The 11,047-nt window shown below is 46.8% G+C and carries 9 protein-coding genes and 1 rRNA gene; 3 read left to right on the top strand and 7 right to left on the bottom strand.

Annotation, left to right across the window (positions count from 1 at the left end; translation table 11 throughout):
• Positions 1–69: ribosomal RNA gene (locus QUB24_RS32250) — 16S ribosomal RNA — on the bottom strand; the annotation flags it as partial.
• 770 nt (positions 70–839) lie between these two features.
• Complete coding sequence (locus tag QUB24_RS32245; protein WP_333157612.1) at positions 840–2,777, bottom strand: serine/threonine-protein kinase; 1,938 nt, start codon at positions 2,775–2,777, stop codon at positions 840–842.
• A gap of 502 nt (positions 2,778–3,279) precedes the next feature.
• Between QUB24_RS32245 and QUB24_RS32240 the strand changes: the two genes are divergently transcribed.
• Positions 3,280–3,762: a 2Fe-2S iron-sulfur cluster-binding protein gene (locus QUB24_RS32240; RefSeq protein ID WP_172192644.1), complete on the top strand. Its 483-nt coding sequence runs from the start codon at positions 3,280–3,282 to the stop codon at positions 3,760–3,762.
• A gap of 38 nt (positions 3,763–3,800) precedes the next feature.
• On the top strand, positions 3,801–4,271 hold the full coding sequence (locus tag QUB24_RS32235; protein ID WP_333057690.1) for a phycobilisome protein: 471 nt from the start codon (positions 3,801–3,803) through the stop codon (positions 4,269–4,271).
• A gap of 17 nt (positions 4,272–4,288) precedes the next feature.
• On the opposite strand, the gene QUB24_RS32230 is transcribed toward QUB24_RS32235, so the two are convergent.
• From QUB24_RS32230 to QUB24_RS32210, 5 genes are all read right to left on the bottom strand, one after another.
• Positions 4,289–5,455 carry a pentapeptide repeat-containing protein gene (locus tag QUB24_RS32230; protein ID WP_333157611.1) on the bottom strand — a complete coding sequence of 389 codons (1,167 nt, stop codon included), beginning with the start codon at positions 5,453–5,455 and terminating at the stop codon, positions 4,289–4,291.
• A 242-nt stretch (positions 5,456–5,697) separates the two neighbouring features.
• Positions 5,698–6,360 (bottom strand): V4R domain-containing protein, encoded by a 663-nt coding sequence (locus QUB24_RS32225; RefSeq protein WP_333157610.1) that lies wholly within the window; start codon positions 6,358–6,360, stop codon positions 5,698–5,700.
• Positions 6,361–6,417: 57 nt separating this feature from the next.
• Complete coding sequence (locus tag QUB24_RS32220; protein WP_333157609.1) at positions 6,418–6,888, bottom strand: phycobilisome protein; 471 nt, start codon at positions 6,886–6,888, stop codon at positions 6,418–6,420.
• 170 nt (positions 6,889–7,058) lie between these two features.
• Complete coding sequence (locus tag QUB24_RS32215) at positions 7,059–7,325, bottom strand: hypothetical protein (RefSeq protein WP_333157608.1); 267 nt, start codon at positions 7,323–7,325, stop codon at positions 7,059–7,061.
• 93 nt (positions 7,326–7,418) lie between these two features.
• Positions 7,419–8,120, bottom strand: a complete 702-nt coding sequence (locus QUB24_RS32210; protein WP_333157607.1) for a V4R domain-containing protein — start codon at positions 8,118–8,120, stop codon at positions 7,419–7,421.
• A gap of 276 nt (positions 8,121–8,396) precedes the next feature.
• Between QUB24_RS32210 and QUB24_RS32205 the strand changes: the two genes are divergently transcribed.
• Positions 8,397–10,238: a peptidase C14 gene (locus QUB24_RS32205; protein WP_333157606.1), complete on the top strand. Its 1,842-nt coding sequence runs from the start codon at positions 8,397–8,399 to the stop codon at positions 10,236–10,238.
• Positions 10,239–11,047: the final 809 nt, after the last annotated feature.

Raw genomic sequence — 11,047 nt, 5'->3', positions numbered from 1 at the left:
CCGTTCGACTTGCATGTGTTAAGCAGACCGCCAGCGTTCATCCTGAGCCAGGATCAAACTCTCCGTGTTGGATTGTTCTTTTAAGGCTCGTCAAGTTCTTTCTACGCTAGCCCTAGAGCTGGCTTGTTTTCCCTTGACTTTTTTCTCGTTGTTTGCGATATTGAGTATTAGCTCTCGCCTTTACTCTCAATCTTGATTTTTTTGACGAGGTTAATAGTGCTTTAAGCTTTCAAACTATTCTTTTTTCTAGGTTCAGTTTTTTGCCTTTAGTTCGCGGTTGTTTGAACCGCTTCTCTTCTGGCGCTTTATTAATGTATCAACTCTACCCAGAGTTGTCAAGCGTTTTGTGAAAATATTTTTGAGTTTTTTTTAACCTATACACAGTAAGGGTTTCGACACTTATGACCTGCTCCGGTATCCCCTGGCTGACTCCTCTTTTAACTATGGGGTCTTTTTTTGGGCCTAAATACGGCTTTGGGGCGGACTATTTCCCGCGCATGGGTATAAGGACTCAGTGGTTCAACATGATGGGGCTTACTTGGAGTATAGGTAAGGCAAAGTTAGAGTGTAAGGGGTGAGGCTGGATCACAGGGTGAGGATGACAGAAGCAGGCTGGTGCATGAGTCATATATATGTAAGTGGTGTCTGCATTTCTGGGACTTTACTGAGGGAGGTTTGGGTCTCAGATTGAGCCGATCGCCCTTAACAATTCCTCTGATTCAAAATCCAGAAGTTGACACGACACGGTACTCTAACCCTGATCAAACTCCCAGGAATCGATCGCCCGCAAATACACTCTCCTGAATTACACCCCCAAACTCCTTCAGTTACCCCAGTGATCAGCCCTTGATGAGCGAGCGCGAGTTGGTCTCCTCAACATCTACATCTAAAAAGTGCAAGTGACTCTCTTCCTCAGTATTGACCGCAATCACCAAACCTCTATTCCCCCAGGGAGCGATCGCCCGGGGTGAGCCGGGGCTGCTAAAATTCCCTACTTGAATCCCTTGACTGTTTAACACTTCTATCTGGCCCCCAACATCTGCCAATACCCATCCCCAATTAGCCACACAAGCAGACACGGGCAAACTTTCCAGGGGAATTCGCGCTACCTTGAGCGGCCACAATTTCATCAACAGCACCGCCGCTTTACCACCTTGGGGAATTCCCAGCAAAGTATAAGGCTCAGGTGTCAACAGGATCTGTCCGACGCTGGCAGACAACCGCACAGAACCCACCGCCGTGCCGCGGCGAGTGTAAACTCTAAAAATAGTTTGGGGATTTTTGGGTTCGTTGTCCGGCCAAACTGCTAAGACGTGTCGCCGATCCAAAAACATTAATTCTGGTAAATAGTGTTCTGGTAACGGCACAGTAGCCATCAGCTTCAGGGCTTTTTCCCGATCGCCCGCCGTGCTGTTTCCCGCTAAAGAATAAAAACGCAGTTCGCCGGGAACCGCTACTGTCAACCAGTTGCCGTGAGAGTCAATAGCAGCTTTTAAAGCATCTGGGCCTTGCCTCAAACCCATATCCAGCAGGCACTGAGGTTCCCAAGAGCGATCGTTGAGCCAGTAAAGTTTTTGCGGAGTGAGAACGCAGCAGCCGTGGGAAACAGGTAAAATGCCGCGCACAATTTCCGGCATTAATGAAATAGAAGTAGACATTTCTCCTGTAACTAGCTGTTTTCCCGGCTGAGACCAAACCTTCACCTCTGTACCTACAGCAGCATAGAGATACGTTTCAGTGGCAATTAAAGCGGTCAACGGTGCAGGAAGTATCAGTGGCTTAGGCTGCGAAAGTGAATAGCGCACAGTCCGAAGTAAATTAATAGCCGACTGTGATGCTTTTTCCTCTTCAACCTCCAGTAAAGACTCAGTTTCCGACTTCAGACTTTTATCACCACTGGTTGTGGGATTTTCCCAGGGAATAATGCAGTCGCCCAATTGTCTGACAGCGGGGTCGTACATGATCAGGCGCAGAGCTTGAGCCATTTGGGAAGCACTGGCAAAACGGCGGGCTGGCAGCTTTTCTAAAGATTTTTTGACTATTGCTTGCAAAGGTTCGGGGATGGCGTCGGGAAATTGCAAGCGTTGATTCAGGTGCGCCCACCTCAAGTCTCCGGGGGTTCCCCCGAAAGGGCGGTAGCCCATTAGCAATTCAAACAGCAGAATTCCTACTGCATATATATCTGACATCGGGGAAAAAAGCCCGTAAAACCGCTCAGGGGCCATGTAAGCGGGGGAACCTACGGTAGCGTCGGGAGAAATTTCTTGGTGGAGGCGGGTGGTACCAATTTCTGGCAGCCGACGCGCGATGCCAAAGTCAGACAGCCGGGGCGACCAACCTTTGGCCCCTAAAGTTAGGAGGATATTTTCGGGTTTGATGTCGCAGTGAACTACGCCTCGGCGGTGGGCGTAGTCTAAGCCTGCTAAAACTTCCATGACTAGCTGCAAACCTTCGAGTAGACGCAAGGGGCGGTCTTGTTTGAGCAGGTTGCGGAGGGTTCCTCCCTCGCAGTAGTCCATAACCAAGTACCTGCCTGTAGCTGTGTGTTCTAGAGCTCGGCAGGTAACAATGTTCGGGTGCTGCAAGGTGATCAGAAACCACAGCTCTCGCAAGAATTCGCTAGTTGGGGCTTTTTGATGACTAAGTTCTTTGAGAGCAACCAGTTGGCTGGTGAGGCGGGAGTCCTGGGCGGGAGCTTCTCGAACGGTGGCACAAAAGACTCGACCAAATTGTCCTTGTCCGACTAGCCCTAGAATGCGGTACTTAGAATGTTGCATCGGTCTAATTATAGAAAAAGCTTGAGCTAGTATTAAAATATGTAAATAATTCTGACAAAAATTCAAATTTTTGAATCGCTCGCCAGGTACAGCCTATGTTATCTCAGGTTCATTCTCAGCCTCCTTGAGAGCGATCGCACTGTCGCACCTACTAAAATCCTTGAGTTTCGGAATCACTATCAATCTTGCCGGATTCGGGTGCCTGATCTGGAACTACCTGTGGCTGCTATTTTAGTCGATCGCGACTATTACAGTTTTTTCAATGCCATCCAGAAAGTATCTAAGGTTTTAGCTTTTTAAGGCTAAGCTGGGGAATCGGGGCGAGGGAACAGCGATATGACCAAAACAGAAGTGGGGTTATGCCATAGGGGTTAGAGAACCAGAATCCGATGCTGTCGTCAAGGCATCTTAACCTTTTTGAGTGTTAGCCAAATTTTTTTGCGCTTTGAATAAGTTGATCGTAACTTGCTAAATACTGAACTTGACAGGAGCAAACATCAATATGGTTAAAATTATTAAACTAGATCCAATTGCGGAGGAAATGGCAGTCGAAACCCGATCAAATATCCTGTCTGCCTTACTTTCCAAAGACTTAGACGTTCTCAAGGAATGCGGGGGGCGGGGAATGTGCGCTACCTGCCACGTTTACATTAAAGAAGGCATGGAAGGCTTGTCTGACATGAACCGCCGCGAGAGGAGGACGTTGGAAGTCATTACTACAGCTAAAGCCAATTCGCGACTGGCTTGTCAGGCTCAAATTATGGGCGAGGGTGTGGTTGTACAGTTGCCTGCGGGGATGTACATTAATGCTATTGAAAATGTCGAAGCTCTGATCGGCCGTCGGGCCCAGCAAGATTTATTACACCCAATTACGGGTAAAGTAGTTGTAGAATCAGGAAAGTTAATTACTCGTTCGATCGTTACACAGCTTAATGAAACCCGCTTTCAAGTAGGACAGTATTTAGTTCGGACTAAAGAAGCTTAAAACTGATATGTTTGTATTTTAGTAGTAGAGAAGAATCTATGTTGAGCCAACTTGCGCGTTTGAGCACGGAAACAGACGGACGTTACGCCAGTGCCGAAGAACTCCAATTTTTGAAAGACTACTTTCAGTCTTTGAATCACCGGATGAGTGCTTATAAAAAAATTCAAGCCTCTGAAACAGAAATTATGCGGCAAGTGGAAGCACAAATGCTGTCTCTAGACCCTAGTTTATTTAGGCGGGGGGCTAACGATATGACTGAAAAGTGCCGTGGAGATATTGTGCGGGTGTTGAGGCATTCGGCGGCAGCACTGTTGATTAATGATACTGAACGGTTGCGCGATCGGCTACTACTTTGGTTGCAAACTATTTTAGGCGCTGTTCAAGTTAGAAATACTGCGACCGTGACCTACGATGTGATGAAAAAGGTCCTCAAGCAATATCTCACGGTGGAAGAAAGGAACCTATTTTTTCCGATTCTGGACATTAACCGCACATTACTCGGCAAATAATCAAGGGGGTTGACCAGTTAACGCCGATAAACTGTGCCGTTAGGAAGAGTGGCTCCAATCAACTTCGCACCCGTCAAATCCGCCTCAGTGAGAATCGCTCCCCGGAGGTTGGCTCCTGTCAAGTCAGCTTTCTGCAAGTTGGCTTTACTCAGGTTAGCTTTGGTCAAGTTAATTTCATGCAGGCAAGAATTAGACAGGTCGGCACTGATCAGGTAGGCTAGACTCAAGTTGGCTTTGCTGAGGTTGGCCCCGCTCAAGTTAGCTTCGATTAGATAAGCACCGCTCAAGTTGGCTTCATTCAACAATGCCTCTGCCATATTAATTCCCGTTAAAAGTTTGCGGCTCAAGTCTACACCGCCGAGATCTGCCCCGCTGAGGTTAATACCGCTTAAGTGGCTGCCATTCAAAGTAATGTTTCTCAGATAGGTTTTGCTGAGGTCTGCTTTGCACAAATTGGCTCTATCCAAGCAAGCTTCGCTAAGGTCTGATCCGCTCAAGCACGCGCCGTTTAAATAGGCTTGAGTGAGGTTAGATCGCCTGAGATTAGCTTTTAACAGGTTGGCTTGGCTGAGGTTAGCACGGGTTAAGTTGGCTCCGGCTAGGTTGGCTTTGGATAATTCGGCTCCGGTGAGCTGTGCTTCGGTCAAGTCTGCCTCTTTCAGACTCGCTAGACTTAAGTAAGCATCTTTGAAGTTTGCTCCGTTGAGATTGGATTTAATCAGATAGGCTTTACTGAGATTGGCCTGAGTGAGAACGGCTTTGGTGAGGTTAGCGGCGCTCATATCTGCACCTATGAGATTAGCAGTGGGAAGAATTGCTCCGGTCAGGTTTGCCCAATTCAGATGAGCTCCGGCTAGGTTGGCGCCGGTGAGATTGGCTCCGATGAGATTGGCTCCACTCAGACTGGCTGCCATGAGGTTGGCGCCGGTGAGATTGGCTCCGCTGAGGTCCGCTTTGCTGAGATTGGCTCGGCTCAGATGGGCTTTGGTGAGGTCTGCCCCGCTGAGGTTAGCACCGATTAAGTAGGGTCGTTGCTGGTGTTGGTTGAGGTTTGCCAAAATTAGAGTTGGGGCATCGCTGGAACGGTATAAATCGATCGGACTCAACACAATGCCGCGCAGATTTGCCAGTCTAAAATCTCTTTCGCCGGCTGCATATCGAGTTAGAAGTTCATTGGCGTCCATTAAGTTATAGCAAAATATTTGAGGTTTTGATTGCTTTTAAATTTTAGTAATTTCTAGAGTAAGTTATGAATTTTATTGCTGCTAGTTATAATCAGGTTTTATTTAAATTGCTAAAACCTAATTGTTTGACTGAGGAGCTTTTTGATAATTTAACTCACAGTTTTGATGATAAGGTGGATAATATGGATACCAAAAAATCGATTTGACAGCTATTAGCAACAAAGTAATAGCTGTCAAATAAGTCAGTTTTTTTGGAAAAGTTGAATGATAATAGCTTCATGGTCTTTTCCTTCTTCGACCATAGAATCTGCATGTTGGAGGCGATCGCGCAGCCCTAAAATAAAGCGGTTGCAGTCCGAACCCAATGATTCGCAGGATGTTTGCAGGCAGTGAAGTTCTCGACCCGTAAGCTGACTAAAGAACGAACTTAAAATACCTGCTTCTAAAAAACAGGCTGGTCGCTTAGAGTTGGGGGCTGTTTTAGCAAAAAGAGAGTTAGCAATTTTTACTATTAAAAATCCATGTTCTGAATAGCTGGGGTCAAGATCAAATGTTCCCCATCCATGAGTTTTCCAACACTGCTGTAAGGACTGAAGAAATTCTACCATTTCCATTTCAGAAACGGGCTGACCGTAGTATTCGCTGACTTCTTCGCAAAAACGCACGTAGAAGTTTTTACCCCACCAGCGACCGCAGTTGAAAAGCACGAGGCGGGAGGCTTGACCTGTTTCTTGTTCTAAGCCGATATAAATGGCTTGAATCAGTGTTTCTGGGAGTGCTAAGAGCCGATCACCCCGGCGGTTTTCGAGGAGGCCGAGTTCGAGGTCGCCTCGGACGTAGGCATCGCTGGCAAAGTAGTTTCCAGGGAGTCGGGGCTGTTTGAGTAAGTCGGCAATATTAATCATCGGGAATTGGGAATTGGGAATTGGGAATCGGGAATTGGAAATTGGGAAGAAAGCTGATTATTTATTACCTTGATCAATAATAATTGACTGTGCTTGGTCAAAAAATGGTTGCAATATAGCCCGGGCTTGCTCGGAAAGCAATTCTTTTAAACGAGTTTGCAGCAGATTGCAAACAGTTGCTTCGATTTTTTGAGTTTGGTGGGCTGCGACTATGCCGGAAAGCCAGTCTACAAGGCGCTGTTCGAGAAAATTTTGATCGTTCAGCAGCATAGCCATAGCGCAGTACCGCAAGACTAACACCCAATGTTTGAGCGATCGTTCTAAGGTTTCTTGTTTTTCGTCGGGGAATGTTTCTTGTAGTTGGTTGGCTACTGGTTGGAAGATGCTTGCTTCCTTCTCTCGCAAAAATTCGTAAATTTTTAAGCGCTGAACAAGGGTTACAGCTTGACGCTTAAAAGCTAGGAGTTCTTCGCCTTTTAAAAAGCGGTTTTCTGCCTGATCCAGCAGCGCCTCAATCTCAGGGTGCATGATTTTAATTAAGTGGTAATCGGTAATTGATAAAAGGAAGGAAGTTAGGTCACGAGCAATGTACGGGATTTAACGGATTTAACTAATGGATTTTGAAGGATGAGAAAACAGGGGTGAGGGAAGATGAATGAGGGATTGCTCTATTTTTCATTTTCTATTCCCTACACAGACTAAAACAGGTCGAATAGGTCATCAATGGTGACTTCTGCTTGTTCAGTAATAGAAATTACTGGCAAGGGTGGTGGTAGGGGTAGGGCACCTACTTCCGGAATTCCTTCCCAAGAAATAGCTTGAAAAAAGTCTGCTACTGGCTGGGTTAAACTCAGAAGTTGACCGGGGGTCGAGCCATTTGGGGTTTCTAAAGATTTTCCCAGCCAATTATAGTGACCAAAGAATTCTTGGACTGATTGGTCCAACCATGAAGTTTGACTTTTCATCTTTCTTCCTGCCTGGAGAAATCCACCATCGCACTTTCATCGCGAAATTGGTGGGAGGAAAGGCAGGGCAGGGGATGTGCCTTTCCAAGTTGTTTATCGCAATATTTCACCGTGTTGCAGTCGATTTTGAATATCGCGGGCGTTGGCACCTTCGTTGAGCCAGAATGCTGCTGCATCAATTTTATCAGGGTTGCCAAGGAGGAACTTGCAATAGGTTTCTCCCATTGAGTAACATTGGAGTTCTATGCAGCTCAGAGGCTTTTTGACTAAAGAGCCGAAGAAACCGGCGAACAAACCGGCGTATAGGTGACAAACCGGTTTGCCTACGTCGCCCAATGTGCGAGCAACTGCTGAGTCAAAAAGGTTGATGAAGATGCAGCCGTGTTTGCGATCGCTCATGTCCACTTCCCAGCGACCCCAACCTTGAGCCGTGAAAGGCCACCACCAAGTTTCTAGCAGAAACATGAGATTTGACTGGCGAATGTTTTGGTCAAATTCGGCACTAAACCATTTTTGAAAAAATTCAGAATCTTGGAGTCCCCACTGGCAACCAATAGTATACATGATGACAGAGGACGCGGGGCCTACTTCTTCTTCGAGCCCCTCCACCAAACCGATAATGAAGTCTTCGCTGGTAAAAATGTTGCGCGACTCATTCCAGTCGTCAATTGTACCCATCTGGCGATCGAAGGCAAAAAAGTCCTGAAACCTATAGTGGCTGTGAGTTTTAGGATGCTTTTGCTTCAGGAGCGATTCGCTGTGGGGGGAGATTTCTTTTTTGGCGGTAGAGACCATGGGCGGGTTATTCCTTTTTGGTGTAGTTTGGTGAAAATTAGAGTCAAATAGACGGGCCTATGTATCCAATTTAACTTTATTTTTCTAAAGGCAGGCACAGGGGAGAATTTTGTACGACCATATAAAAATTAAAAATTCTAGGATGCTAAATTTGGGGGCTTGTTGGGAGTTCGGCCTTCGGACAACTGCTCTGTGAGTGCTGGCGAAAGTGGGTATAACCTTAAACGGCTATGTGTTATCGTTTTGTGCAAGCTGTCCACTATATATATAGGGCATATGGGGATGAAAAATCACGCTTGTATTGCAATAGGCATCAATCAATATCAGTTACTCCAGCCTTTGAGTTACGCCCAAGAGGATGCAGAGGCTCTGTACGGTTTTTTGACTGAGGAGGCGGGTTTTGCGCCGGATGGATGTCTGCTGATGACCGATAGCTCGCCGTCGCTGTGGGGTCAATCTACATATCCAAATCGGGAAAATATTCTGAGATTGACCCAAACCCTCTGCGCCGAACATGTGCAACAGGGAGATTTACTCTGGTGTTTTTTTAGCGGCTATGGTGTTAGCTATGAAGGTAAGGATTATTTGATGCCGGTTGACGGTAATCCGGCTGACATTCAGGGGACGGGGATTCCGGTAGAGTTGCTGTTGAATACTCTGAAAAACGCTCCTACGGAAACGGTGTTGGTGCTGGTTGATATGAACCGCAGCCAGATTGTGAAAGCGGGGGAAACGATCGGCTCTCAAACTGTCGATCGGGCGCGGGAACTGGAAATCCCAACGGTGCTTTCTTGCCGCCCGAATCAAGTTTCGCGGGAAACTTCGGCTTTGCGTCAGGGGTTTTTTACGACGGCGCTTTTGGAGGGGCTGCGATCGGGACAGTGCATGACGATTAAGGGTTTAGACCGTTTTTTGAGCGATCGACTGCCGGAGCTGTGTGACCACCATTTGCGTCCGAAACAAGAACCTTTGATGGTGGTGCATCCTCCCGGAAAGGCTAATTTGGTGATTTTGCCGGATGCTTCAGGGGTACCAACTGCTGCGTTGGCCGGACGCAACGGCAATATGATGGTTGGTACGGCTGATGGGTTCGATCGCCCGCAAATGGCGACGGCTACGGCTCCAATGGATCTGCCTCCGGCAGTTCGCAATGCTGAGGATTCGCCGGTTGAGATGCCGCCTGTGTCGCAGCCAAATGCTGTGGCCCCTGCCGATCGGGGGGGCGATCGACCGAACTTGCAAAAGCCGGAGGATGAGCATAACGGGGGGTCGGATAAGTCATTTTTGCAGCAGCTAGTTTTGTGGAGTTCAGCTACGGCTTTGGTGCTGCTGTTGGGTGTTTTTGTGACGAACAAATCAATTTTTATTGGTCAGCAGGAAGGAGATCCTCGATCGCCTGCTAAAAATGCCCAAAACTCTGGATCTCAACAATTGACTGGTACTGGGGGGTCACAGAACCAGCCGCGGGCGGTGCAAGCAGGGAGTGGAACTAAGCAGCCACCATCCAGCCAGCAGGTGTGGGCTGAGGCGAAAACTTTCCTCAAGGATGGTTCGGCTTCTAGTTTTAATAAAGCAGTGGTTAAGGCTCGAACGATTCCGGCTAGCGATCCGCTCTACCCGCAGGCTCAGCAGGATATTGAGCGCTGGAGTTTGACAATTTTGGATATAGCTAACGGGCGGGCTGCTCGAGGCGATTTCCAGGGGGCGATCGGCGCGGCTAAATTGATGCCGGATGTCAATAAGCCTGTTTACAATCAGTCGAAAGAGGCGATCGCTCAGTGGGAGGAGCTATCCAAAGACCAGGATGTCAATGCTGCTTTGCTATCGGCTGCTAAGGGTCAAATTAAGCGGGGGGTTGCCTCTTCTTACAGTAAAGGCATCCAGCAAGCTAATAAAATTGAACCCGGTCAGCCGAAGTATGCAGAAGCTCAACAGTTAATTGGAGAGTGGAGCGAAAGTATTCTCAAAATTGCTCAGTTGCGCGGCTCTCAAGGAAAGCTGAAAGAGGCAGTTGAAGCTGCTTCGCTGGTGCCGTCGGGTACTAAGAGTTATCAGCCGGCTCAGAAGGATATCGCCAATTGGAAAACAAAGCTCCAACGCCAGCAGAAAAAAGGTTGATTTAGTTGATAATTTCTCGGTTTCCCACCGGGAAATTATCTTAGCGACTGACCAACATGGGTCCTTCGCTTGATCGATACCTCTTGATACTGCAAAAAGAGATCTACACATCGATAATTTAAAACCAATAATTTTATTCACCATTTCCCCTCCCCAGCTTCTGCGCGAGGGGATTTTATATGCTGCCTGGTAGGTTAGTTTTTGTAGAGTAAAAGATATCGTATGAGCTGTTAATGGGGGTTGCATAATAGCGTGATAATTTAAGTTTTTTTGCGAGCAACCCATGAGCCAGAAGGCGTGTATTTTCAGAGCAGGCGAGACGCCTAACCCTACTCCCCACAATGCCTCAAATTGTGCAACCCCGGTTAATTAATATTTTAAATTCACGTCCAAAGTTCCCTAAATCGGCACCTGCACCGTCACCAATGAGTTTTTATTAACAATAAGCATTGGTGTTAAGATATTTACAAAAAATCATTAACAAGTCCTAAATAAGTTAAATTAAAATTAACTAAAACAGTTAATTTTTGGATGCTAATCGGTATGTCATTCAGTTTAATTTATAGTTCATTTTAACTTAAACAATCAGCAAATTTTGCTATCTCGAATTGCTATCTCAGGCAAATGTCTAAGGCAAAATCGCCTTAAACAATTGGGTATGCAGAGTTAAATTTTTTTATCTCTCTTCGTGGGCTATTAGGAGCGATCGACGGATGGAAGACTGTTTAAACTTGCTGGGGGGGTGACAAAGAGGCCTAGGAGATAGACCGAATCAGGGTTGCAGCCCGCATACCTTGTTGGTAAAAGCG

This window comes from Microcoleus sp. B9-D4 (assembly GCF_036705105.1).
In the GTDB taxonomy this organism is placed as follows: Bacteria; Cyanobacteriota; Cyanobacteriia; order Cyanobacteriales; family Microcoleaceae; genus Microcoleus.
Note: the sequence above shows the minus strand (reverse complement) of the source record. Positions and strands in the feature narration are given on the sequence as shown.

What these genes read in the sequence shown, in the direction of transcription:
- QUB24_RS32245 (WP_333157612.1), bottom strand. Translation starts at nt 2,777, where the DNA reads ATGCAACATTCTAAGTACCGCATTCTAGGGCTAGTCGGACAAGGACAA.
- QUB24_RS32240 (WP_172192644.1), top strand. Translation starts at nt 3,280, where the DNA reads ATGGTTAAAATTATTAAACTAGATCCAATTGCGGAGGAAATGGCAGTC.
- QUB24_RS32235 (WP_333057690.1), top strand. Translation starts at nt 3,801, where the DNA reads ATGTTGAGCCAACTTGCGCGTTTGAGCACGGAAACAGACGGACGTTAC.
- QUB24_RS32230 (WP_333157611.1), bottom strand. Translation starts at nt 5,455, where the DNA reads ATGGACGCCAATGAACTTCTAACTCGATATGCAGCCGGCGAAAGAGAT.
- QUB24_RS32225 (WP_333157610.1), bottom strand. Translation starts at nt 6,360, where the DNA reads ATGATTAATATTGCCGACTTACTCAAACAGCCCCGACTCCCTGGAAAC.
- QUB24_RS32220 (WP_333157609.1), bottom strand. Translation starts at nt 6,888, where the DNA reads ATGCACCCTGAGATTGAGGCGCTGCTGGATCAGGCAGAAAACCGCTTT.
- QUB24_RS32215 (WP_333157608.1), bottom strand. Translation starts at nt 7,325, where the DNA reads ATGAAAAGTCAAACTTCATGGTTGGACCAATCAGTCCAAGAATTCTTT.
- QUB24_RS32210 (WP_333157607.1), bottom strand. Translation starts at nt 8,120, where the DNA reads ATGGTCTCTACCGCCAAAAAAGAAATCTCCCCCCACAGCGAATCGCTC.
- QUB24_RS32205 (WP_333157606.1), top strand. Translation starts at nt 8,397, where the DNA reads ATGGGGATGAAAAATCACGCTTGTATTGCAATAGGCATCAATCAATAT.